Raw genomic sequence first — 23,236 nt, forward strand, 5'->3', positions numbered from 1 at the left:
GCCCGCCTTTGCGGGCATGACGAAGCCATGTTGCGACTTCGATCAGCAGGGGAGATCAGAACGGCGCGAAACCCAGCGCCGCACGGAAGCGGTTCTTCACGAACACGCCATCCCGCGGCGGCAAGGCGCGCGGCGGTTCGTCGGCGTTGATGAACACCTGCGCGAATGCGGTGCCCTCACGCGCGTTGACGTGCTGCGCCACCTTCGAGGCCGCGTCCATACTTTCCACCGCGAATGCGGTGCGGATGCCGCAGCCCTTGGCCACTGCCACGAGGCTGGTGCCCAGGCTGCTGTGGCTGCGCTGCATGCCCGTCTCGCCGAAGTGCCCGTTGTCCAGCACCACGATGGTCAGGTTCTTCGGTGCCTTGGCGCCGATGGTGGCTAGGCTGCCGATGCCCATGAGCTGCTCGCCGTCGCCCGTGATGGCCACTACTGACTTATCCGGCTGCGCCAGCGCCAGGCCCAGGGCCAGCGAGGTGCAACCACCCATGGCGCCCCAGAGATAGAAGTTCTTGTCGCGATCACCGGCGGCAAACACGTCGTAGGAGGGCGAACCCAATCCAGTCACGACCAGCGCATCAGGCACGGCGGCCAGCAGCGTGGAGACGAAGGCACGGCGGTCCACCGCCACTCGGGTCTGGTTGCTCATCACTTGCGCTCCCACTTCTTGCGGCCGATCAGGCTCTGCGACAACAGCACGGCGACCTGTTCGCCGGCCAGGAAGGCGGCGTCCAGCGCCGCGCTCACGATCTCGCCGACTTCTTCGGGCTTGTCGGCGCGCAGCACCGTGATGCCCATGAGCTCCAGTGCCTGCTGCGTGGTCTTGCCCATCGGTCCTTGCCATGGGTTGAACTCGGCGTACTCGCCGCGCATCGTCACCAGCGTCAGGAAGGGGAAATTGCAACTGCGCAGCAGCGAAAACATATTCACGCAGTTGCCCACGCCGCTGCTTTGCATGAGCAGCGCCGCGCGCTGACCGCCCAGCCAGGCGCCGCTGACCACGGCCACGCCTTCTTCCTCCGTGGTGAGCACCACGTCCTCGATGTCAGGGTCCGCCACCGCGCTGCGGATGGCATGCGCATGCCCGGCATCGGGCACGTAGGCAAGCTGCTGGATGCCTCCTTCTTTCAAGGCCTTGAAAACCGCCTGTTGCCAGGCTGGGGCGTTCGACGCTGTGTCCATCGTGTGCCTCTGTGGCTGTCGTTGAATGAAGCCATGTTAGGTTTTGATGGAATGCAAAGAAAAATAGAATTTGGTGATGACACTCATCACGCCGCCGCATGGCGGCCAAGCCTCATGGACTTCAAGCAGCTGCGCGCCCTGGTGACCGTTGCCGAAACAGGCAACGTCACGCGAGCCTCGACCGTACTCAACATCGTCCAGCCGGCCGTGTCGCGCCAGCTCAAGCTGCTGGAGGAGGAATTGGGCGTGACGCTGTTCGAGCGCAGCCGCCATGGTATGGACCTCACCGAGGCAGGCCGCACGCTGGTCGAGTACGCCCGGCGGGTGCTTAACGAGCTCGACCGGGCCCGCGCCGAGATCGCGCCGGCGCGCGGGAGCATCGGCGGCATCGTCACAGTGGGCCTGCTGCCCAGCGCCTGCGACCTGCTGTCCAGTGCACTGGTGACGGCCGTCGCGGCGCGCTATCCCGGCATTCGCGTACGCATCTCGATGGGGTACGCCGGTTACTTGCAACGCTGGTTGGAAGCGGGCGAGATTGACACGGCCTTGCTCTACGACCCGAAGCCCACGCCAGCCATCCAGACACGGCAGTTGCTGGAGGAAGGCCTGTGGGCCGTAGGGCTGCCCGACTCCGGCCTGAAGCGGGACGTGCCTGTGACGCTGAGGGAGCTTGCGACGAAGCCGCTCATACTGCCCAGCGCGCCGCACGGCATCCGGGCCTTGGTAGACCATGCTGCGGCGCTACAGAGCCTGCAGCTTCAGGTCGTGGCGGAGACCAATGCGTTGAGCGTGCAGAGAAGCTTGGTGTTAGGAGGCCATGGCTTGACGATCCTGCCCTCCATCGCCGTGGCGGAAGACATCGCGCGAGGCCTGTTGAACGCAGCCCCGCTTACGCAACCTACGCTGCTACGCAAGATCGTGCTGGCGCTGCCCACCAACCGGCAGACGACCCTGCCCGTGCGCTGCGTCGTGGAGTTGCTGGTCGAAACCATGCGGGAAGCCGTGGACCGCAAGCACTGGCCCGCGGCGCGCTGGCTGGCGGAGTGAAGACTGCCCGCGTAAAGAAGCTGCCACCCCCGCGGTCTTCGCAGAACAACGGTCGCCACCGCACTGCCGGCGCGCACGATCGAGGCGTCGAGCAAGGCGCGACATCAGGAGTCAAAACTCTGCCCTGGCCCGACGATGCCCGCGAGCCGCTGCCCGCGCGCCGGCGTGGTGGCGATCAGCTTGACCTCGCCATAGACAACGACGTACATGCCGGTGACCGGATCGCCCTTGCGAAACAGCGTCTCGCCGCGCTTGAGCGCACGCCGCGTGGTGGCGGCCGCCAGGCGGGCCAGGGTGGCGGCGTCGAGTGCCTTGAACAGCGGCACGCCGGCGAGGAAGGCCGCGGGCGCGATCTCGCGGCGCGCCATGTGTCTCAGGACACCAACCCGATCAACGCCGGGTCGTCGGCATGTTCGGTCAGGATCGCCTGAACCCAGCTTTGCCAGGCGTCGGCGAAAGCGCGCCGTGCCGCGGCTGGCGCCTGCGGCGCCAGAGCATCGCGCAGCAGCCCGCTCAAGCCGGCGGGCCGCGGTACCGCCTGAGGCCGGTGCGACAGTTCGACCCATCGCCCGTTGTCCAGCCGCGTGAAGCGTATGTCGCCGCTCATCGCCACACCGAAGCGCAGCAGGCCCTGGCGCGCGAAGCGGCCCGCCAGTCCCTTGAAGCCGCCCTCGTTGGCCGCGCCGGTCACCAGGCCCGCCACGCCAGCGATCACACCGGCCACGCCCCCGTCGACGCCCTGGCGCAACTCAACGCGGATCTCACCGCGCCGCGGTGTCTCGCTCGCGTACAGCCGCGCCAGCGCCGCACGCGTCATCAGCCAGGCACCGGCCACGGTCGGGCACGAGTGGCCGGCGAGCTTGACCGCATCGACGTATTGGTACTCGATCAGCCCGCCCTCGGCCGCACCGAGCATCTCGGCCAACGGATCGGCGACCACGATCGCCGGCACTGCATCGAAGAAGGCGGGCGTCTTCATGCTCGCACTTCTTGCGCCGGCGCAGCTGCTCGCTGGCCCAGCCGTTGCCGCACCACCTGGCCCACGAGCACCGCGGCCGGGTACATCACCTCTTCCTCGGTGCGTGCATGTTCGACCAGGGCTTCGGCGAACGCGACGATGTCGCCGCGGCCGGCGCGCGCGGCGACCTCACGCAGCTTGTTCAAGGCTGCGACGATGCTCTGGTGTTCGGCGAGCATCTGCGGCAGCTCAGCCTCAAGCTGCTCGGTGAGCGGCAGCACCTGCACCATCTCGGCGTTCCATTCGCCGCGCGCCAGCGCTGCGAGCAGGCCCAGCGGCGGCAGCGCGATCTGGTCTTCCTTGGCGAAGTGCGGGTGCATCAGGTGCACCAACTTCTTGGCCGCCTCGCTGACCTCGCCGCCGGCCTGCGTGGCCTGGTACAGCTGCTCGTGCAGGGCTTCGTGTTCGTGTTGTAGGGGTTGAGGAGTCGTGAACTTCATGATCGTCTCCTTGGGATTTCAGTGGGCGTTGTGGATCGGCTCGAAACCAGGGTAGTCGAAATGGCTGCCGTACTGGTTGAGGTTTTCAGCCATCTTGACCAGGCCCAGCGCCGGGCGGGTCTTGGCGTCCTTGCCGGCCATTGCGTCGGTGCCCGCGCCGATATCGGCGATCACCAGGCGCAGCATCGCGTCGGGCTTCGGTTCGAGCCTGCAGTTGGCAACGATGCCGCCGACCTCGGCTTCCACCTGCGTTGCCAGCTCGCGGTATTGCGCCGGCGTGAGCTTGCCGGCATGGGTGGCACCGAGTTGCGGTTCGACCAGGCCGGGGATTGGAAGTGCAGAACTTCCCTGCGTTCGTGGCCTTTCGCTTCAGCGGCGTGTGGCTGTGGCAACCGGTCGCGCCGCAACTGCCATTACCTGCACGCGCGCCTTGAGCTGCGCATAAAGGCGTTCGAATTGCTGCGGATCAAAGTCGGTGTGGTACTGCTTCTTCACGCCCTCCTGGCCCAGTTGCAGATGTTCCGTGGGACGCACACCACGTTGGTCCAAGCAGGCCCTGGCGCATGCCAGCACGCAGCCGTCGATGGCCAGAATGGGTCGTCCGCTGGCAATGGCCTCCTGTGCCCGACGCACCAGGCTGGGGACGTTGCCGCCAACACCAGCAATGCAGGACATTTGTGCCACGCCCTCCCGATCCAGGCGCAACGCGAGGTCATTGGCGAACTGCGCAGCACTGGAGCACCCGGAACAGCTGTAGACGAGAGGCAGGAAATCCGGGTGGTGTGCAGCAGGCATGGGCGGCGCAGTCAAGGTTGTAGAAACGAGGGCGGTTGCGCGCATCCTTGCCGGCCGCCGCCCTCATGGTTTTGAGCCTTGTCAGCGACACATGCGTTGACCGCCCAATACGGTGGGTCAGCCTCGCGGCAGCAAGCCCATTGCGGGGCGCCGGTGAAGGAGAAAAGCCGGTTTCAGGCCGCGTCCGCGGGTTTCTTCCTCGACTTGGCATGTCACGACTGCAGCCGCCGGCAGCGCGCCTTGTTGGATGGATGTGCCGCGCCTTCATGTGCCGATGGATGGGCGCTGCAGCCTTGCTGCCACTGCGGGTCAACGCAGTTGGATACGCAGGCCCAACTGCCCTATCTCGTCAAGCAGCCGTTGCGAAGGCGGTGGCGCCATGTGCGGTTCAGGCTGCAACCAGCGGCGTCGCTGCAGGGTCCACTGTCCAACACCTGTGCCGCGTAGCGTCCGCGCCATCTCTAACAGGTCCAAGTCGTCGAGCAGCCCAGGATCGAAAGTCGTGCGGACTTCGACCTCCACGCCGCTGCCCGCCACGAGCGTGAGCGCGTCGAGCCCGGCTCTGGCACTGCCCGGAACGCCGGTGATGCGGTCGTGGGCCGCCTCACCGGCCTTGAGATCCAGACCGATCCAATCCACTTGGGGCAGCACCGAAATCAGCCGTCGCGTGTGGATACCCGCCGTATGTAGACCCACCTGAAATCCCAAGTCCCGGACCTGCGTGATGGCATCGCCCAGGCCCGGATCGATGGTGGGCTCTCCGCCGCTGAACACGACACCGTCAAGCAGGCCGCGACGGTGCTCCAGGAACACCAGGATGTCGCGCCAGTGCGGCGTGCCTTCCGGCCGTTGCCGCGGCTGCAGGCCAGGGTTGTGGCAATAGCCGCATCGCCATGGGCAGCCTTGCACAAACACTACCGCACACAGCTTGCCCGGCCAGTCGGTCGTGGAAAATGGCTCAAAGCCGCCCACCAAGAGTACTTCAGACACCGGAATGCACTGTCGTGCGTGCCTGCGGCGGCTCGGCGAAGTAGAGGCGCTCGTTGAACTCGCCTTGCTTGCCGATGTTGAACGACGCCACGGGGCGGTGATAGCCCATGACACGCGTCCAGACCTCGCAGCGCTGGCGTTCGTGTTCGGCCAGTTGAGGGTGGGCTGTGGTCGAAAGATGGTTGCTCATGAAAACTCCTAGGTGGGGTCGTGAAAGAGTCGGTCGGTCAGGCGGTTTCAGCAGCCGCCGCTCGGGCCTTGCGCGCAAGCGCCTGCTCATCGCATTCGGGGCAGTAGGCGTGCTCGCCGGCCAGGTAGCCATGAGTCGGGCAGATCGAGAAGGTCGGCGTGATGGTGATGTAAGGCAGCCGAAATCGCATGAGCGCGCGCCGAACCAGCTCGCGGCATGCAAGGGCTGACGAAACCCGCTCACCCAGATACAAATGGAGGACGGTGCCACCCGTGTACTTGCGCTGCAACGCTTCCTGACGCTGCAAGGCGTCGAAGGGATCGCTCGTGAAGCCCACGGGCAGCTGCGACGAATTGGTGTAGTACGGTTGCTCGGCCGTGCCTGCTTGCAGGATGCCGGGCAGGCGCTTGCGATCTTCCTTGGCAAAGCGGTAAGTGGTGCCTTCGGCCGGCGTAGCCTCCAGGTTGTAGAGATGCCCGGTTTGCTCCTGCAGCTGCACGATGCGCCCACGGATATGGTCGAGGTAGCGCAAAGCGAGCTCCTCGCCCCACGGCGTGGTGATGTCCTCGGCGTCGTCCGTGAAATTGCGGATCATCTCGTTGAGGCCGTTGACCCCCACCGTGGAAAAGTGGTTGCGCAGGGTGCCGAGATAGCGCTTGGTGTAGGGAAACAGGCCGTTGTCAATGAGACCCTGGATGAGCTTGCGCTTGATCTCCAGGCTCTCGCGCGCCAGCTCGATGAGCTCGTCGGTGCGTCGCAGCAGTGCCGGCTCGTCGCCCGCGTACAGGTAGCCCAGCCGCGCGCAGTTCAGCGTGACCACGCCCAGCGAGCCAGTCTGCTCGGCAGAGCCGAACAGGCCGTTGCCGCGCTTGAGCAACTCGCGCAGGTCCAGCTGAAGGCGGCAGCACATGGAGCGCACCATGTGCGGATCGAGGTCGGAATTCAGGAAGTTCTGGAAGTACGGCAATCCGTACTTCGCGGTCATCTCGAACAGCGCCAGCGTATTGGGGTGCTCCCAGTCGAAGTCGCGGGTGATGTTGTAGGTCGGGATGGGAAACGTGAACGCCCTGCCCTTGGCGTCGCCCTGCATCATCACGTCGATGTAGGCACGGTTGATCAGGTCCATTTCGTCCTGCAGGTCGCCATAGCAGAACGGCTGCTCCTGGCCACCGATCACCGGCACCTGCTCGCGCAGGTCCTGCGGACAGGTCCAGTCGAACGTCAGGTTGGTGAAGGGCGTCTGTGTGCCCCAGCGGGAGGGGACGTTGAGGTTGTAGATCAGCTCCTGCATGCACTGGCGCACCTGCTCATAGGACAGAGCGTCCTTGCGCACATAAGGCGCGAGATAAGTGTCGAAGGAACTGAACGCCTGGGCGCCCGCCCACTCGTTTTGCAGCGTGCCGAGGAAGTTGACGATCTGGCCTACGGCGCTGGAGAGATGGCGCGGCGATCCTGCCTCGACCTTGCCGGGCACGCCATTGAGGCCCTCGTGCAGCAGCGTGCGCAGCGACCAGCCGGCGCAGTAGCCCGACAGCATGTCCAAGTCGTGGATGTGCAGGTCCGCTTCCCGGTGGGCCAGCCCAATCGCAGGCGGATACACATGATTGAGCCAGTAGTTGGCAATGACCTTGCCCGAGACGTTGAGGATCAACCCGCCCAGCGAGTACCCCTGGTTGGCATTGGCCTGCACCCGCCAGTCCTGCCTCGCCAGGTATTCATTGACCGAGCGCTCGACGTTCACGGCGGTGGCACGGTCCAGCCGCAGGGCGCGATGCTGCTCGCGGTAGACGATGTAGGCGCGGCTGGTGGCGAAGTGGCCCCGTTCATTGAGCACGCGCTCCACCTGGTCCTGGATGTATTCAATGCTGGCCACGCGTCTTGCCAGCCGTGCCACAACCTGGCTGGCCAACTCCGTGGCTTGCAGGGCGTCGTACTCGCCAGTGGCCGCTCCGGCACATGCCAGCGCGCGCTCGATCTTCGAGGCGTCAAAGGCCACGAGTTTCCCTTCGCGCTTGACGACAGCTACGGGCGCGCAGGTACAGCCGTCTTCCTGAGGCAGTGAGGCGATGGAGTCAATCATACTGATGCGCTAGATGTATGGTCTGCAGCTGGTTTAAAACACTACGGATAGTGTCCCTGTGGAGTCACCAACCCGAGGTTGACCGGGGTCAGACATTGGCGAACCTGCAGGCTCGACACCTTGGTTCGGCAACGCGTTGAGCCCTTCGGTGTGGTTTTGAGAAACACCAGCAGTACGGCAAGAAGCCGGCTCGACACTCCATAAATCCAGAGTCGCGACTGTAATTTTTCTGTGTATGGTTGCGAAGTTAAACGATTACACAACCCAGGTTGAAGCTGCGGCGGGTCGCCATGGCAGGCGTGTTGCGTCCCGCACGAAGTTTTCCTCGTTGCCGAAGGGCCTTTTTTCCATCAGGCTATTCATTGCTCGTGTCTTGAACTGCTTCAAGGACAACGTTTGTACCGTTGCTACGATGCGTTTCGTCGTCAACGTCATTGGCTCCGAAACCAGTCCAGGCTGTGTTCGGACCAGGCGCGACGGCGTTGTCCTCCTTCTTGGGCGTCCACCCTTCGCCCCGGATGTTTTCTTAGGCCGGCCAAGTGCCGGCCTTTTTTCTAGGACGACGAGGACCGCGCCTCAGCCGGCAGCCCGCGCTCGGCGAGAGCACTGCTGTGGCACCTTCATCGACTGCAAGGAGGCCTTCCGTTGCCAGCCATTGACTGCCACGGGGCAGCGGCGCCTTCGCCACACTGGCCGCCGGGTGTGCCCCATGACGTGGTGCCACCAGCGACGCACCTGTTTTGCATTGTCGAGACCGCGGCGCGACGCCATCCGCACAAGCCCTTCATCGTGTGCGGCGACAAGGCATTGAGCTTCGCCCAGTTCCTCGCACAGGCCGATGTCCTCGCGGCTTGGCTGCAGCACGCCGCCGGCGTTGCGCGTGGCGACCGCGTCGTGCTGGCACTGCACAGCGGCCCGCACTGGGCGCTGGCCTGTTACGCCATCCTGCGTGCCGATGCGGTCGTGGTGCCGCTGCATCCGGGCGCCAGCGAGCAGGAGCAGCACGAGCGCTGCGCGGATAGCGGCGCGAAGGTCGCCTTCGTGACAGCCCATGGCCCGCCATGGAGCCCGGCACTGGAGCACGTCATCGTCGCGCCCACGGGCGACGACACGTGCGGATCCGCGGCGGAGGCATGGCCATGCCGCAGGCCGTCGCGCAGCAGCTCAAGGCGCGCACGGGGCTGGACTACATCGAAGGCTACGGTCTGTCGGAAACCATGGCCGCCACGCACCTGAACCCGCCACACCGTCCCAAGGCGCAGTGCCTGGGACTGCCGCTGTTTGGCGTCGACGCACGCGTCATCGATCCGCGCACGCTGCGCGAGGTGCCCCCCGGTGCCAGCGGCGAGATCGTCGTCCACGCGCCGCAACTCATGCGCGACTACTGGCGCCAGCCGCAAGCCGATGCCGCGGCGTTCATGTGCATCGAGGGCAAGCGCTTTTTGCGCACCGGCGACTTCGGCCGCGTGGACGAAGAGAGCTACTTCTTCATGACCGACCGGCTCAAGCGCATGATCAACTGCGGTGGCCTCAAGGTCTGGCCGGCCGAGGTCGAAGCGCTGCTGTACCGCCATCCCGCGGTGCAGGAAGTTTGCGTGGTGGCCACGCCGGACGCGCGCCGCAGCGAAGCGGTCAAGGCCTTGGTTGTGCGCCGCACCAGCTCTGCCGACGTGGACAAACGTGCGCTGATGCACTGGACACGACAGCACCTGGCCGCCTACAAGTGCCCACGTGTCGTGAAGTTCGTGGCCTCGCTGCCGCGTTTGGACTCGGGCAAGCTGCTGTGGCGCGTCTTGCAGGACCGCGAGTTCCTGCGCGCCGAGTCAGGCAGGGAGACTGCGTGAAGCCTTCCTATGCGGAGTTGATCATGCAACCGCCGTGACTCCACGGTCACGCTGGCGAGGGCGGCGCCCGAAAGCCGCATCGCCCTGGTTTCGAATGCGCCGGCGGCTCTCATTCACGCTCAACGCATGGCGAAGCTGCGCAGCTGGAAATGGCGTCGGGTCATCGAGCAAGCCCATCTTTCGTTGGGCAGGGCTGCGTGCGTGGCGAAGCGGTATACCGCACCGGCGGGCCGCTCGCTGCACAGGAGGCTGCAGTGCAGCGTTGGCGACCTGCTGCGCTAGCAGTCGGGCGCCCGAGACAAGTGAGCCCGACATGCACGTGCTGGAGACGCAGCGGCTGGCACGCCACCCGATGCAGCAGGGCGCTGCACGGACTACGCCAGCAGCGCGTCGCTCACCACCTCGAAGTCAACGCGCTCCAGCCGCGCCTGAGCGACCAACTGGCGCAGGTACTGGCGCAGCGCCTGTACCCAGGCCTGCTGCTGCTGTGTCTCGTCGCCGGTGTCCGGCAGCTTCAGCTCCCGCTCCAGCAGCGTGTCGATGGCCAAGCCGGCCGTCGTGCTTAGGCTGCCGTCGAGATAGGGCACGTCGCGGGCGTCGAGCAAGCCATCGCGCTGTGCCGCCTGGCGCAGCAACTCGAAAGTCACGCGCTGGCGTAGTTCCTCTTGGGGCGGGCACCAGTCCGGCGCGTGCAACGCAACACCGTTGACGCGCGCCACCGGGGCTGCCGGGTCCACGGTCAGCGCGCTCACCGTCTGCCCCTGTCGCGAGCGCCCGCCGCCGCTACAGCCACAGCCACAACCGCCACTCGAACCACCGCCACATCCACTCATGACATCCTCTTGATCGTCGTCGAACCGCGCCGGGCTTGATGCTGCCGGGGCATGGAAGTGTCGACGCATCGTGGCCGCCGCGACATCCTCCCATTGGCCTGCCGGTGTCGGCTGATGGAAGGATGGCAGCGCATCGCACCACTACTACGCAAGGAGGATGGACTCGGGATTTCCGCCTTGAGCTCGCCCCCAGCCCGCACCAAGGCTGTTCGTGTCAATGAAGCGGCACGGCGCGGATTGGTCTGTGAGCGATGCCCCTGGCCGCATTCGCAATTCCTTGAGCGTGCGGGCGTTGGCCTCTGCCACCGGCTGGACCAAGGCCTGCTCCACGCTGGCCAGGCATGGCGCCACGGTTGTGCTGCTGCCCAGCCGTCTCGCAGGTGAGCCGGCGTGGACGAGATCGCACATGCAAGACCTCTGACTGGCTCAAAGCGTGCCGCCATCTGGCACCAGCTTTAAACCTCAGCAGCGGCAACGTCGATCCTCGACGCCAGCCTTCCGCTCAGCGTTGATAAGTGCTGGTGAACTTAGCCTTGCCCAAGGCGTTGGCGTTGACCATGAAGCCGGCCAGGCTTGCGGTGGCGGTGGCGGTGGCCTTGGGCGGCAACTCCAGCTTGTCGAGCTTCAAGGCGTAGACGGTGAAGTGGTAGCGGTGTGCCGGGTAGCTCTCCGCATAGGACTGGCCGGTAAAGCGCACGTAGGGCGTGATGCCGTCATTGGGGTTCAGGTCCACCAGTTCGTAGCGCAGAGCTTGGCAGCCCTTCGTGCTGCAGGAGGCTCGGCGGCGGCCATCGCGCAGCGCCTCAGCAGCAGCACCCTTGCTCCTTGACACCAGCAACTCCCTGCGCATCAAACAGCAGCGCCGTGGCCGAACCAACGCTTTAAGAACGGCCACGCGCCGGCGTAGCGCCTCCTCCATGGCCTTGCACGCCGCGAGAGCGGCGATCACGGCTAGGAAGCCGCGCTTGTGATCTTCACCAGCGCCTCCATGCGCGCGTTGTTTTCCACTGCCTTGAGTCAAGCAGAGGGCTCAGAAGGCTTATAAGGTACGAAGAGGCCGCCACAGCGGGCAATTTCTGGAAAGATCTGGAAAGATCTGGAAGAAGGAAAAGAAGACGGCCTTTGTAAAAGTGTAGTCGCTTGCACAAGGATAGGAATATGGAGCTTCGGGACCATTCGATCATTGAAAGCTGGCACGCTCATGTGTATTTCGATTCAGCCAGTCGATCTAAGGCTTGGGCGCTCCGTGAGGCGATCGACATAGAACTCGCTAGCCAAGTGGAAATTGGCCGTTTTCATGAAAAACCTGTTGGTCCGCACCCTATGTGGAGCTATCAGCTGGCGCTCTCACCGGGAAACTTTTCGCAGGTCATTAGCTGGCTCGCGCTAAATCACGACACATTGGATGTGTTCGTGCATCCAAACACAGGCGATGAACTGCGTGACCATCGTGACTCGGCGCTTTGGCTGGGCAAGTCCTATGAACTCAATTTGGCAGCGCTCGGCAGTTGATTGGGGCTCAAAGCGGCCCAACTCTAATGCGCCAAAGCGCAGGGGAAATCGAGAGTGGTCAGGCCGAACCGAAGGCTACGGAACTGCAGGGGACCCCGGAAAGCTTGATTCCTGACCGCGCCGGTACCAGTGCATGGAATTTATTATGTCAGTTCGTTAAGCGCCGCATAGCGGCTCGGTAGTGATACGTCAGTGCTCCGCCTATTTGGACTTATTTCCTACTTCCGTGCTGACTACGAGCATTACGTCAACTGCTCCGTAATAATCTGGTTTGGCAAGAGGTGCTTCGCGCACAAGCACGACGGCAGGACAGACAAGGGTCACTGGTTCAACCATACCCGCCGGTTACTTCCTGCTTGCCCTGCGCGAGCTCCCATAGCATCGACCACGGGTAGATGCCTCGCTCGTGCCCGTCGCTGAAGCGCAGCTGCAGGGCATAGTGGCCAACTGGCTCCGCGCCGGTGAGCTCTACGCGCTGCCTGGCTTCAGGGCCGGTGCTGGCTAGGGTCACCGCGCGGCATCCGGCACAGCGGCAGGCCGCCCGCAGCGTGCCGGCATCGAGAGCCGTGTCCCGGTCGGGCCAGCGCAGTCGCAGCTGATCGGGGCTCAGTTCGATGGTCACGGGCGCAGCGGCACTCATGCGCCTGCAAGCGGGGCCAACCGCGTTAGCGCCAGGCGCGCGGCCTTGCGCACTTCGGGGTCCGGGTCGGCCTCGGCCACGTGCAGCGCCACCGCTGCCCGCGCGTCGCCAATCTCACCCAGTGCGATCGCGGCCTCCTTGCGCAGGTTGCCGGCCGGGTGTGCCAGTGCCTCGGTGAGTACCGGCAGCGCGTCGCGCGAGCGCAGCCGCCCCAGGGCGCGCGCGGCCCGCAGCCGTACCTGCCAGTAGTCATCCTCCATTGACGCGCACAGTGCCCGGATCGCGGCGGGGTCCTCCGGGCGCAGCTTGCCCAGCGTGGTGGCCGCTTCTTCCCGTACCGGCCAAGTCGCATCGTTCAGTGCCGCAAGCAGGGCCGGCAGCACAACAGCCAGCTCGTCCGGGCCGGCTAACCCCAGGGCCCCGGTGGCGGCGCGGCGTACCTCGGCATCCGCATCCTCGACCGCCGTACGCGCCAGCAGAGGCAGCGCGAGCGCGTGCCGGAGCCAGCCCAGCACGCCGATGGCTTCGCGCCGCACCGGGCCTTCAGGCCGCTGCAGCGCGGCCAGCGCCGGCGCTGCCGCCGTGTCCAGGCGCAGCTCCCGCAACCCGCGCAGCGCCGCCGCGCAGGTGAAAGCGTCCGCATGCCACGCGTGCTGCACCAGGCCCGCCGCCGTGGCGGGATCGCGCAGCTCCGCCAGCGCCTGCGCGGCGGCCTCGCGTACGGCCGCCTCGTCGGTGAGCGCCTGCGCCAACGCTTCGACCACGTCGGCGTCGTCCCAGCCGGCCAGGGCGCGCGCGGCCTCGGCGCGCAGTGCCGCCTCGGGGTCGCTGCGCAGCCGCTGCGCCAGCGCGGGCAGCAGCGCCTCGTCGCCCAGGTCGGCCGCCTCCAGCAGCGCCACGCGGCGCTCGGAGGGGTCCTCGCTGACCAGGCGGCGCAGCAGCTCCGCGTACTCAAAGGAATTGTTAAAGGCAGGGGCAGTCATTGGCATCAGGCGGCGTAACGGGCAACAGGCCGGGCAGCGCCCAGCGGCGAGAGGCGGTCGAGGGCTGGAGCGCCGGCACCGGCATCAGGGCGCAGGAGCTCCAGGCAACGGCGCTTGAGCGCCACGAAGGCAGGGTCAGTCAGCAGGCTCGCGTGGCGGGGGCGTTCAAACGGCACTGGCAGCTCCTCGACGATGCGCCCGGGCCGCGGGCCCAGCACCAGCACTCGATCGGCCAGGAACAGCGCCTCATCGATGTCGTGGGTGACGAAGACGACGGTGGTACGCAGGAGCGCCCACAGCTCCAGCAGCAGTTCCTGCATGCGCGAGCGCGTGAGCGCATCGAGCGCGCCGAAGGGCTCGTCCATGAGCAGCACGCGCGGCCGGTTGACGAGCACCCGCGCGATTTCCACGCGCTGCTGCATCCCGCCGGAGAGCTCGCGAGGGTAGCGGTGCGCGAAGCCGGACAGGCCCACGAGTGCCAGCATCTCGGCGGCTTGCTCCTGCCGCTGCATGCGCGGCACGCCCTTCATCTTCAGACCGTAGGCCACGTTGTCGAGCACCGTCTTCCACGGAAACAGCGTGTGCTGCTGGAACACCAGGCCGCGCTGCGGGTCCGGTCCCGCGATGGGCTGACCGTCAAGCGTCAGGCGCCCGCGCGCGGGTTGCAGGTGCCCGGCCAGGGCGCCCAGCAGTGTGGACTTGCCGCAGCCCGAGGGGCCGAGCAGGCACACCAGTTCGCCGGGCTCGGCCGCCAGCGACACGTCGTGCAGCACTTCGAACCGGCCCGCGCCCGTGCCGAGCTCGATGCTCACGCGCTCCACGGCGATGCGCCCGCCATGCGGAGTCGGCACGGCCGTCATTGCGCCGCTCCCTGCGGCCGGTGCCACGGCATGAGCCGCTCGCCGGCGCGGCGGATGATCGCGCTGCTGCCCATGCCCAAGGCGCCGATGAGCAGCATGCCCACCACGATGCCGGCGTAGTTCTGCACGGTGTAGGACTCCCAGGTGTAGTAGCCGATGCCGAACTGACCGGCAATCATCTCGGCGGTGACGAGGCAGAACCAGCAGGTGCCCATGCCGATGGACAACCCCGTGACGATGCTGGGCGCCGCGCTTGGCGCGATGACCTCGCTGAAGAGGCGCCAGCCGCGCGTGCCCAGGCTGCGCGCCGAGGCCACGAGCCTTGCGTCGACCGACTCCACGCCGTGGATGGTGTTGAGCAGGATCGGAAACAGCGCGCCCACGAAGGTGATGAACACCATGCTGCCCTCGGACGACGGGAACATGAGGATGGACAGCGGGATCCACGCCACCGCGGGAATGGGCCGCAGCACCTCCAGCGGGGGCAGCAGGAAATTGCGTGCCCAGCGCCAGCGCCCGACCGCCAGACCCAGCACCACGCCCAGCACGGCCGCGATGCCAAAGCCCAGCCCCACGCGCAGCAGGCTGCTGACGAGGTGCCCGGCGAGCTTGGGCGAGTGCAGCAGTGCCCAGGCCGCTTCCAGCACCTCGGCCGGCGAGGGCACGTTTGCGAAAGTGATGAGGCCCAAGTTCAGGCGCAGTTGCACGGCCAGATGCCACATCAGCAAGCAAGCCGCAACCGAGGCCAACTGCGCGCCAAGGCGGCCCCAACGCCGCGCATGGGCAGTTGCAGGCAGCGCCGCACGCGGCGCTTCGGCGGCCACGGCGGCCAGTGCGGCCAGTGCGGAAGGAGGATGAAGACTGCTCATGGCACCCGTCACAGCGTGGCTTTGGCCGAGGCCTGTGCGGCGCCGAAGTCCAGCACGCGCCCCTTGTTGGCAGCGGCGTAGGCCGTGGCGGCGTCCTTTTGCAGGAAGGCGCTGAGCTGCCCCTTGGCATCGGCGACGAACCAGGCGTTGGGTGCGAGCAGCTTGATGCGGTGGATCAGGTCGTGCACGTACACGGCGCGTGCCTTGCCGCCGGATTGCTGCACCTTCTGCAGATCCGCGAAGGCGCCTTCGATGCTGGCGTAGTGGCGCACCCGGGGCTCGCCCTGCACCCACAAGCCCGCGGCGCGCTGCACGTCAGTGATGGGCTTGCCGTTGAGCGCGTCGTTGGCCTTGAGCAGCAGCTTGTCCTGGCGCGCCAGCTGCGCCTCGTAGTCCAGGCCCGACTGCTTGAAGGCGGCGCGAACGAAGCGGTCGTCCACGAAGGTGGCGGCGTCCAGCGGCGAGTCGCGGCCCATGAGCTTCAGAGTCTCGATGGAGGTCTTGAGCGCGCCACGGTACTCGGGCTTCCAGGTGAAGTCGCGCGTCTGCAGCCCCAGCGGCCCGTGGTAGAGGTAGACCACCGCCGCCTCGATGCCGGTGACCTTCTCGACGAGCTCGCTGTACTTCTCCGGCTCCGCAGCCAGCAGCCGGTCGGCCTCGATGGCCGCGCGCAGGAACGCCACTAGCACTTCCGGATACTTGCGTGCGTATTCGGCGTTGACCAGCGAGCCGTGGTAGGTGGGCACGTTGGCCTGGGCGCCGTCGAAGATCTTGCGCGCGATGCCGCGGTGCTCGAACAGCTCGGCGAAGGGCACGAAGTCGGCGTGCGCCTCGATCTTGCCAGCCTGCAGCGCCGGGCCCGCCACCTCCGGCGCCTGGGTGATGATGTTGACGTCCTTCTGCGGGTCCCAGCCCAGGTTGGCCACCGCGCGCAGCAGCATGCCGTGCGCGGTGGAGGCAAAGGGCACCGAGATGGTCCGGCCCTTGAGCTCCGACAGTGCCGTGACCTTCGAGTCGCGCGGCACCACGATGCCATTGCCGCTGCCCAGCGTGCTGCCCGACAGCACGGTGACGAACAGACTCTGCTTGCCGGCCTTGAGAAAGGCGGCGCCGTTGTTGGCACCGGGGAAGTCGGCCATGGAGCCGATGTCGAGCTTGTCGGCCACCATCTCGTTGGTCAGCGGCGCGCCCGAGGTGAAGTTCTTCCACTGGACGTCGTACTGCACGTCCTTGTAGCGGCCGTCGCGCGGCAGGTATTTTTCCAGCAGCTTGAGCTCGCGGATGAGCAGGCCGCCGGTGACGCAGTTGATGGTGGTGTCCTGCGTGCCGATGGCCACGCGGATGGTCTCGCCGGCCTGGGCAGCGGCCAGCGTTGTGGCCAGGGCCACGCCGAGCAGGGATTTCAATGGATTCAAGGCAGGCTCCCTCGTCTATCGCAGCAGGTAGGGGATATCGACGTGCACGGCACCGGTGGGGCAGTCCTTCTCGCAGGGCATGCAGTACCAGCACTCGTCGAACTTCATGTAGGCCGAGCCCTTGACCAGGTCGATGGCCAGCACGTCGAGCGGACACACGTCCACGCAGACGGTGCAGCCCTTGTGGGCAATGCACTTGTCGGCATCGACCGTGACGGGCACGGCTGCGGGATGCTGGGCGATGGGGGCGAGTTGCATGCGAGGCTCTCCTTCTCAGGCGGCAACGGCCTGTACCGCCGGGATGCGCAGCCGGTGGTAGGCGGTTTTCTCGGTGTCGTCGATGGGCACGATGTAGGGCCCGACCGGGCGTTTGAAGCTCACCATGCGGCCGGCGGCGTCCTTTCGGAGCTGGGCATGGCAGAACCACTCGGCGTCGTTGCGCTCGGGGAAGTCGACGCGGGCGTGGTACAGGCCCCAGCGGCTCTCGGTGCGAAACAGCGAGGCGCGCGCCGCCATCTCGGCGCAGTCACGGATGGCGTGCACCTCCAGCGCGCGCATGAGCTCGTGCGCATCACGGGCCTTGATCGCTTCGAGGTCGTGGCGGATGTCCTCGAATCGCTCCAGCCCGATCTCCATCTTGCGTGTCACCTTGGGCGGCTGCAGGTAGTCGTTGACCATGCGGCGCAGCTTGTATTCGACCTGGTTGGGCGGCAGCCCGCGCTCGCGCAGCAGCGGCGCCCACACGCGCTGCTGCTCGCGCTCGACCTGGGCCGCGTTCACCGTGGCGAAGTCGTGCTCGGCGCAGAAGCGCGCGCTGCTCTCGCCGGCCAGGCGCCCGTAGACAAAGGCACCCAGCATGTAGTTGTGCGGCACGCAAGCCATGTCGCCTGCGGCGTGCAGGCCCGCAACCGTCGTCTGCGCGTGCTCGTTGACCCACACGCCCGATGCGGAATGCCCGCTGCACAGGCCGATTTCGGAGACGTGCATCTCCACCATGCGCTCGCGGTAGTCGGTGCCGCGCCCTGCGTGAAAGCGCCCGCGGCTCGGACGCTCATTGGTGTGCAGGATGGTCTCGATGGTAGAGATGGTCTCCTCGGCCAAGTGGTCGAGCTTGAGGAACACCGGGCCCTTGCCGCCCTGCAGCTCCTGGAAAAACTCCCACATCATCTGGCCGCTCCAGTAGTCGCTCTCGATGAAGCGTTGGCCTTCGGCGTTGGTGGTGTAGCCGCCAAAGGGACCGGTGACGTAGGCGCAGGCCGGGCCGTTGTAGTCCTTGATGAGCGGGTTGATCTGGAAGCACTCGATGCCCGAGAGTTCCGCGCCAGCGTGATAGGCCATCGAGTAGCCGTCCCCGGCGTTGGCCGGGTTCTCGTAGGTGCCGAACAGGTATCCCGAGGCCGGCAGGCCCAGGCGGCCCGCCGCGCCGCAGCACAGCACCACCGACTTCGCACGGATAACGTGGAAGTCCGCCGTGCGGCAGTCGAAGGCCATGGCCCCGGCGACGCGCCCGTCCTCGCCCGTGAGCAGCCGCGTGGCCACAAGCCTGTTGGTGATCTCCACGCGTGTGCGCTTGAGCTGGCGGTACAGCACCTTCTTGATGTCGTGCCCCTCTGGCATGGGCAGCACGTACGAGCCCATGTGGTGCACCTTCTTCACCGCGTAATCGCCGGTCTCGTCACGCTCGAAGCGCACGCCCCAGCGGTCGAGCTCCTCGATCATCGGGAAGCTGTTGCGCGCATAGGCCATCACCGTCTTCTGGTTGACGATGCCATCGTTAGCGATGGTGATCTCGCGCACATACTGCTCGGCCGTGGCGTGGCCGGGGATGACGGCGTTGTTGAGGCCGTCCATGCCCATGGAAATGGCGCCGCTGCGCTTGACGTTGGCCTTCTCCAGCAGCAGCACGCGCAGCTCGGGGTTGGCCTGCTTGGCTTTGACGGCGGCCATCGGCCCGGCCGTGCCGCCGCCGATCACGAGCACGTCCACTTCCTGTTCGATCCTCTGCATCGTCATGCCTCTTTGGGTGCCTTTAGGGGGAAAGGGGTCAGCGCCGCTGCAGCCGCATGCGGTACTGGAAGGTATCGGAGCGGCAGTACAGGTGTTCGTAGTCGATAGGCCGCCCGGCCTGGTCATGGGTGAGCCGCTCGATGTGCAGCACCGGCGCGCCTTCTGGGAGGCCCAGCGCGCCGGCCACCTCGGCGTTGGCCGGCACGGCGTCCAGCGCCAGATCGGCATGGCCCAGCGGCGTGGCGCAGTCGTTCTCCAGGATCAGGAAGATGTCGCGCCGCGCCAGCTCCTCGCGCCGCAGCCGCTGGCCAAGCCGCTGCGGCAGCCACGTGAGGTCTAGCGACACCGGCTGCTGGTCGAGGTAGCGCACGCGCCGCACCTCGGTCACCGGTGCGCCTGGCTCCAGCCCTAGCCGCTCTGCAACCTGCGCGCCAGCAGCCACGTCGTGCAGCGACAGCACGCGGTTGAACGTCTCGTGGCCCATGCCGTTCATGGCTTCCGCGAAGCCCTGCAGCCGGCCCAGCTCCTGGAACGGCTTGCCGCTGGCCACGAAGGAGCCCTTGCCCGGCACCTTGAAGATCAACCGTGCGCTTTCGAGCTCGCCCAACGCCTGGCGCACCGTGATGCGGCTCACGCCGTACTGCGCCATCAGCGCGCTCTCCGAGGGCACGCGATCGTGCGGCTGCCAGGTACCGCCCAGGATGCGCTCGCGCAGCTCCTCGCGGATGCGGCCGTGCAGCGTGGCTTGTTCAGTCGACGACATATGTAGTTGCGTTGGCATCTCTATCGGATCTGACCTGTCATGACAGGTTTCGGCCGATGCAATGTAGGAAAGCGGTCGCCGCATGCCTACGAATGAATTTCGCGCTGCATAGCCGCTGCCCGCATATACGCGTCCGGTGCCGCGCTGCTGCTTTCTCCAGCGCACATGACACGACGGCGCACGCATATCCATCGAAGGAATGCGTCGTTGTTCGTGGGCGCGGATCTCGGCCGCCACCACGATCTGCCCTTGGCTGGCGCGTTCGATAGCAGGCGCCGCCGGTGCGCCCAAGAGCGCACAGCGCACGGGCCGGCTTGTTGCCAACCCGGGTGCGCATTCAAGCGCAGGTGACTATCGGCCGGCGGCTGTCTCCAGGCGTACCGCGGTGTTAACGCGTGCGCCACGGTCCTTGACCGCGCCGCCCCGCATCGACAGGCACCGCTCCAGCGTCATGGCCAGGCGCGACAAGCCAAAGCACAGGACAAAGTAGCCCGAGGCCAGCAGCGTGTAGACCTCGGCGGCGCGGGTGAACACCAGCGTGTTGACCTGTGTGGCGACGAAGGAGAACTCGCCCAGGCCGATGATGTAGCCCAGCGAGGTGGCCTTGATCGTGGCCACGAACTGGTTCACCAGCGATGGCAGCACGGCACGCAGCGCCTGCGGCAGCACCACCGAGCGCAGCGTCGCGGCCTCGCTCATGCCCAGCGCGCGTGCGGCGTCGCGCTGGCCGCGCGGCACGCTGCGCAGCCCCGCGCGCACGATTTCCGCCAGGTAGACGGCATCGAACAGCACCAGCGCCATCAGCATGGTGCCGAATTGCCCGGTGCGCTGGCCCGTGAGGGCCGGCAGGAAGAAGTAGGCCCAGAACACCACCATCAGCAGCGGCAGCGCGCGCACCACGGTGATTAGCGCCGCCACGGGCCAGCGCAGCGCCCGCCATCGGCTGGCGCGCGCCAGCGCCAGGGCCAAGCCCAGCGGCATCGCGGCCAGCAGCGCCAGCGCCGACAGCAGCACCGTCAAGGCCAGCCCGCCCAGCGGGCCGTTGGGATACTGGCCGATCAGGAAGTAAAGGCCAAAGTCGTGAATGAGGTCCAGCATGGCGGTCTCAGGCGCCGCCTGGCGTCCAGCGCCGCTGCAGCAGGGCAGCCAGCGCCGTGAGTGCCAGCGACACGGTCAAGTAGGCCAGCGTCGCGAAGGTGAAGGCTTTGGCGCTGCGAAAGCTCGCCGACTCCACGCGCGCGGCCTGGTACATCAATTCGCCCACGCCCACCACGGTGGCCACGCTGGAGTCTTTCCACAGGTTCAGCGTCTGCGACAGCAGCGGCGGCAGCGTAGTGCGCACGGCCTGCGGCAGCACCACCAGCCGCATGGCCGTGACGTAGCCCAGGCCCAAGGCGCGCGCAGCGTCCAACTGCCCCACGGGCACGGCGCGCAGGCCGCTGCGGATGTCCTCGGCCAGGTAGGCCGCGGCATACAGCGTCAGCGCCACCGCCGCGCCGGCGAACTCGACGTCATGTTCGTAAAGCGCCTGCTTCCAACTTTCCGGCAGCAGCTCCGGCGCACCGAAATACCAGAACAGCAGGTGGGCCAGCAGCGGCACGCCGCGCACGCCTTCCACGTAGCCGGCGGCCATCGCGCGCAACGGCCGCTGCGGCGCCATGCGCATCATCGCAACAACCGCGGCCAGCGGCAGCGCACACAGCAGCGCCACCAGCGTCAGCTGCAGCGAGGTCAACAGGCCCTGCCACAACCAGCCGGCATAGGTGCCGTGCAGCAGCCAATCGGGATCGAAACTCAAGATCAGTACCTGGGGAAAAAAGAACTCTGCCGGGGCCCGTGAGCCGCGGCAGAGATCAAGGGAGAGGCGCCTCCAGCAACCCTCTCCACAGCTCCAAAGTCAGCAGGCCCGGTTCAGATGCGGTCACTGTCGATCTTGAAATTGCGCTTGTCGAACTGTAGCTTGGTGGTGGGCCCGTACCACTTGAAGAACAGCTTCTCGGCCTCGCCGGACTTTTCCAGGTCGTGCAAGGCGCCATCGACGGCCTGCTTCAGGCCGACCTCGCCCTTGGGCAGGCCCAGCGCCAGCGGCTCCACGCTGATGCTCGTGGGCAGCACCACGTAGTCCTTGCGGGCAGGGCCCAGCTTGGCGTGGTCGTTGTAGATGGAGGCCTCGTCGTTGACGTAGGCCACGCCCTTGCCCTGCTGCAGCGCCAGGAAGGCATGCTGCGTGGTCTCGAAGGTCACCACGTCCACCGAGGGTACGGCCTTGCGGATGTTGGGCTCCTGCGTGCCGCCCTTGACGGTGAGCACCTTCTTGCCGGCGAGCTGCGGCACGTCGGTGATACCGCTTGCGGCCTTGACCAGCACCTTCTGGCCCGTCACGAAGGTGGTGAGCGAGAAGTCGATCTGTGCCTCGCGCTCCTTGTTGTGCGTGAGCGAGGCAGCCAGCACGTCCACGCGGCCCTGCTGCAGCTCGGGGATGCGGGCTGCCACGGAGAGTTGCTTGAACACCGGCTTGACGCCTATCTTTTTCGCAATGGCCTGCGCCAAGTCCACCTCGTAGCCGACGACCTCGCGCGTCCTCGGATCCACGAAGCTGTTGGGCTCGTCGGTGCCGAGCACGCCGAACACGATCTCTCCTTTTTTCTTGATGTCATCGACCTGGTCGGCGTGGACGGCGGCGGAGAACAGGCCGGCACTCAGGCCGGCCAGCACCAACAGGTGCAAACGTCGTTTCATGGGCAAACCGCAACGGGTACTGAGTCAAACGGGCATTCAGCTTAGGATTTATCCGTTATTAGGTAAACTGACTCCGAGCTGCGGCGCCGCGGCGATGGAGCGCGAGGTTGGGCAAGCGGGTTGAATCCTGGGAAGTGACGGACGACTTCTGGCAGCGGGTGGAACCGCTGGTGCCACAGCGTGTGCCCTCACCAGATAAGGTCTACCTTCGCAAGCCCGGTGCAGGTCGGCCGCCCAAGCCCGCGCGTCAGGTGTTCGAGGGCATCGTCTACGTGCTGCGCACGGGCTGCCAGTGGAAGGCGCTGCCCAAGGAGCGCTTTGGCAGCGCCAGTGCCATTCACAAGCGCTTCCTCGAATGGGAGGAAGCGGGGTTTTTCGAGGCGCTGTGGATGGCTGGCCTTGCCGAGTACGACGACATGCAGGGCATCGCCTGGCGCTGGCAGAGCATCGACGGGGCGGTGATGAAGGCTCCCCTGGCACAAGAAGCTGTTGGCCCGAACCCGACGGATCGGGGGAAAAAACGGGAGCAAGCGTCACCTGTTGGTCGACGGGTGTGGCGTCCCGTTGTCCCTCATCGTGACCGGGGCCAACATCAATGACGGCCAGCGGCTTGACGAGGTGCTCAGCGCCATCGTGGTCAAGCGCAAGACCCCGCCGGTGCGCCGTAGCAAGCATCTGTGTGCCGATGCTGCCTTTCGCAGTGCTGAGTGCTTGAGCATCATCGAGAAGCACGGCTACATCCCTCACGTCGTCGATCGTCGCAAGGAGGCCGAGACCAAGCGGCGTGACCCGAAAAAGCGAGCTCGGCGGTGGGTAGTAGAGGCTTGTCACGGCTGGTTCAACCGGTTCCGCAAGCTGCTCGTGCGCTACGAGAAGCTCGAACGCAGCTTCGTCGCGCTCAACCACCTGGCCGCGGCCATCATCGCCTTCCGCAAGGTTCCGTTGAAGATCAATATTATTTACGGATAAATCCTTAGGTTGGCTCTCGGCGGTTGCGAACGAATCGAGGCGAATATCGAAATTCGTCAT

Annotated in this window: 27 protein-coding genes and 1 pseudogene; 5 read left to right on the top strand and 23 right to left on the bottom strand. The window is 66.2% G+C overall.

Translation table 11 applies throughout. From position 1 onward, the window contains the following. Positions 1-55: 55 nt before the first annotated feature. Both SM757_RS15325 and SM757_RS15330 read right to left on the bottom strand, forming a co-directional pair. A complete protein-coding gene (locus SM757_RS15325) occupies positions 56-649 on the bottom strand; it encodes a thiamine pyrophosphate-dependent enzyme (protein WP_322466129.1) in 594 nt (197 codons plus the stop codon). Beyond that, positions 649-1,182, bottom strand: a complete 534-nt coding sequence (locus SM757_RS15330; protein ID WP_322466130.1) for a phosphonopyruvate decarboxylase — start codon at positions 1,180-1,182, stop codon at positions 649-651. Before SM757_RS15330 ends, SM757_RS15325 begins: the two co-directional genes overlap by 1 nt. Before the next feature lie 114 nt (positions 1,183-1,296). Between SM757_RS15330 and SM757_RS15335 the strand changes: the two genes are divergently transcribed. Further along, positions 1,297-2,229: a LysR family transcriptional regulator gene (locus SM757_RS15335; RefSeq protein WP_322466131.1), complete on the top strand. Its 933-nt coding sequence runs from the start codon at positions 1,297-1,299 to the stop codon at positions 2,227-2,229. A gap of 104 nt (positions 2,230-2,333) precedes the next feature. On the opposite strand, the gene SM757_RS15340 is transcribed toward SM757_RS15335, so the two are convergent. From SM757_RS15340 to SM757_RS15375, 8 genes and pseudogenes are all read right to left on the bottom strand, one after another. Further along, positions 2,334-2,597 (bottom strand): cyclic nucleotide-binding domain-containing protein, encoded by a 264-nt coding sequence (locus tag SM757_RS15340; protein WP_322466132.1) that lies wholly within the window; start codon positions 2,595-2,597, stop codon positions 2,334-2,336. 5 nt (positions 2,598-2,602) lie between these two features. Next, a complete protein-coding gene (locus SM757_RS15345; protein WP_322466133.1) occupies positions 2,603-3,208 on the bottom strand; it encodes a hypothetical protein in 606 nt (201 codons plus the stop codon). Further along, positions 3,205-3,687, bottom strand: a complete 483-nt coding sequence (locus tag SM757_RS15350) for a hemerythrin domain-containing protein (RefSeq protein WP_322466134.1) — start codon at positions 3,685-3,687, stop codon at positions 3,205-3,207. The genes SM757_RS15345 and SM757_RS15350 overlap by 4 nt, the downstream gene beginning before the upstream one ends. An 18-nt stretch (positions 3,688-3,705) precedes the next feature. Further along, on the bottom strand, positions 3,706-3,933 hold the full coding sequence (locus SM757_RS15355) for a hypothetical protein (protein WP_322466135.1): 228 nt from the start codon (positions 3,931-3,933) through the stop codon (positions 3,706-3,708). Between the two features lie 119 nt (positions 3,934-4,052). Further along, a pseudogene (locus SM757_RS15360) lies at positions 4,053-4,482 on the bottom strand (putative zinc-binding protein); the annotation flags it as partial. 309 nt (positions 4,483-4,791) lie between these two features. After that, on the bottom strand, positions 4,792-5,472 hold the full coding sequence (locus SM757_RS15365; RefSeq protein ID WP_322466137.1) for an anaerobic ribonucleoside-triphosphate reductase activating protein: 681 nt from the start codon (positions 5,470-5,472) through the stop codon (positions 4,792-4,794). Continuing rightward, a complete protein-coding gene (nrdD, locus tag SM757_RS15370; RefSeq protein ID WP_322466138.1) occupies positions 5,465-5,662 on the bottom strand; it encodes an anaerobic ribonucleoside-triphosphate reductase in 198 nt (65 codons plus the stop codon). The genes SM757_RS15365 and nrdD overlap by 8 nt, the downstream gene beginning before the upstream one ends. A 37-nt stretch (positions 5,663-5,699) precedes the next feature. After that, entirely contained in the window at positions 5,700-7,742 is a 2,043-nt protein-coding gene (locus tag SM757_RS15375; protein ID WP_322466139.1) for a ribonucleoside triphosphate reductase, read from the bottom strand. Positions 7,743-8,444: 702 nt separating this feature from the next. Between SM757_RS15375 and SM757_RS15380 the strand changes: the two genes are divergently transcribed. Then, the gene (locus tag SM757_RS15380) at positions 8,445-8,978 is read left to right on the top strand and encodes an AMP-binding protein (RefSeq protein ID WP_322466140.1); all 534 of its coding nucleotides are present in this window, start codon (positions 8,445-8,447) and stop codon (positions 8,976-8,978) included. Then, complete coding sequence (locus SM757_RS15385) at positions 8,882-9,586, top strand: AMP-binding enzyme (protein WP_322466141.1); 705 nt, start codon at positions 8,882-8,884, stop codon at positions 9,584-9,586. The genes SM757_RS15380 and SM757_RS15385 overlap by 97 nt, the downstream gene beginning before the upstream one ends. A gap of 374 nt (positions 9,587-9,960) precedes the next feature. On the opposite strand, the gene SM757_RS15390 is transcribed toward SM757_RS15385, so the two are convergent. Then, positions 9,961-10,338 (bottom strand): hypothetical protein, encoded by a 378-nt coding sequence (locus SM757_RS15390; RefSeq protein WP_322466142.1) that lies wholly within the window; start codon positions 10,336-10,338, stop codon positions 9,961-9,963. A gap of 583 nt (positions 10,339-10,921) precedes the next feature. Beyond that, positions 10,922-11,251 carry a YbhB/YbcL family Raf kinase inhibitor-like protein gene (locus SM757_RS15395; RefSeq protein WP_322466143.1) on the bottom strand — a complete coding sequence of 110 codons (330 nt, stop codon included), beginning with the start codon at positions 11,249-11,251 and terminating at the stop codon, positions 10,922-10,924. 326 nt (positions 11,252-11,577) lie between these two features. Between SM757_RS15395 and SM757_RS15400 the strand changes: the two genes are divergently transcribed. Further along, positions 11,578-11,931, top strand: coding sequence for a DOPA 4,5-dioxygenase family protein (locus SM757_RS15400; RefSeq protein ID WP_322466144.1), 354 nt, complete (start codon positions 11,578-11,580; stop codon positions 11,929-11,931). Positions 11,932-12,259: 328 nt separating this feature from the next. Here the strand turns inward: SM757_RS15400 and SM757_RS15405 are convergent, their stop codons facing one another. The 11 genes from SM757_RS15405 to SM757_RS15455 all read right to left on the bottom strand — a co-directional run bounded on the left by SM757_RS15405 (position 12,260) and on the right by SM757_RS15455 (position 22,207). Further along, positions 12,260-12,553 carry a DUF971 domain-containing protein gene (locus SM757_RS15405; protein ID WP_322466145.1) on the bottom strand — a complete coding sequence of 98 codons (294 nt, stop codon included), beginning with the start codon at positions 12,551-12,553 and terminating at the stop codon, positions 12,260-12,262. A gap of 14 nt (positions 12,554-12,567) precedes the next feature. After that, complete coding sequence (locus SM757_RS15410; RefSeq protein WP_322466146.1) at positions 12,568-13,554, bottom strand: HEAT repeat domain-containing protein; 987 nt, start codon at positions 13,552-13,554, stop codon at positions 12,568-12,570. A gap of 5 nt (positions 13,555-13,559) precedes the next feature. Continuing rightward, on the bottom strand, positions 13,560-14,414 hold the full coding sequence (locus SM757_RS15415; RefSeq protein WP_322466147.1) for an ABC transporter ATP-binding protein: 855 nt from the start codon (positions 14,412-14,414) through the stop codon (positions 13,560-13,562). Next, a complete protein-coding gene (locus SM757_RS15420; RefSeq protein WP_322466148.1) occupies positions 14,411-15,283 on the bottom strand; it encodes an ABC transporter permease in 873 nt (290 codons plus the stop codon). The genes SM757_RS15415 and SM757_RS15420 overlap by 4 nt, the downstream gene beginning before the upstream one ends. 8 nt (positions 15,284-15,291) lie before the next feature. Then, entirely contained in the window at positions 15,292-16,689 is a 1,398-nt protein-coding gene (locus SM757_RS15425) for an ABC transporter substrate-binding protein (RefSeq protein ID WP_322466194.1), read from the bottom strand. A gap of 24 nt (positions 16,690-16,713) precedes the next feature. After that, entirely contained in the window at positions 16,714-16,956 is a 243-nt protein-coding gene (locus SM757_RS15430) for a 4Fe-4S dicluster domain-containing protein (protein ID WP_322466149.1), read from the bottom strand. A 15-nt stretch (positions 16,957-16,971) separates the two neighbouring features. Continuing rightward, entirely contained in the window at positions 16,972-18,705 is a 1,734-nt protein-coding gene (locus tag SM757_RS15435) for a fumarate reductase/succinate dehydrogenase flavoprotein subunit (RefSeq protein ID WP_322466150.1), read from the bottom strand. Between the two features lie 37 nt (positions 18,706-18,742). Beyond that, the gene (locus tag SM757_RS15440) at positions 18,743-19,468 is read right to left on the bottom strand and encodes a GntR family transcriptional regulator (RefSeq protein WP_322466151.1); all 726 of its coding nucleotides are present in this window, start codon (positions 19,466-19,468) and stop codon (positions 18,743-18,745) included. 351 nt (positions 19,469-19,819) lie between these two features. Continuing rightward, positions 19,820-20,566: an amino acid ABC transporter permease gene (locus SM757_RS15445; RefSeq protein ID WP_322466152.1), complete on the bottom strand. Its 747-nt coding sequence runs from the start codon at positions 20,564-20,566 to the stop codon at positions 19,820-19,822. Between the two features lie 7 nt (positions 20,567-20,573). After that, the gene (locus SM757_RS15450; protein WP_407655766.1) at positions 20,574-21,269 is read right to left on the bottom strand and encodes an amino acid ABC transporter permease; all 696 of its coding nucleotides are present in this window, start codon (positions 21,267-21,269) and stop codon (positions 20,574-20,576) included. A gap of 110 nt (positions 21,270-21,379) precedes the next feature. Next, entirely contained in the window at positions 21,380-22,207 is an 828-nt protein-coding gene (locus tag SM757_RS15455) for an ABC transporter substrate-binding protein (protein ID WP_322466153.1), read from the bottom strand. Between the two features lie 107 nt (positions 22,208-22,314). Between SM757_RS15455 and SM757_RS15460 the strand changes: the two genes are divergently transcribed. After that, positions 22,315-23,176 (top strand): IS5 family transposase gene (locus SM757_RS15460; RefSeq protein WP_322466154.1). Its coding sequence is split into 2 segments (ribosomal slippage): positions 22,315-22,724 and positions 22,723-23,176, totalling 864 coding nucleotides; the frame shifts between segments, so codons are not numbered across the junction. Positions 23,177-23,236 lie beyond the last annotated feature (60 nt).

The organism is Azohydromonas lata (assembly GCF_034427735.1).
Lineage (GTDB): Bacteria > Pseudomonadota > Gammaproteobacteria > Burkholderiales > Burkholderiaceae_C > Azohydromonas > Azohydromonas lata.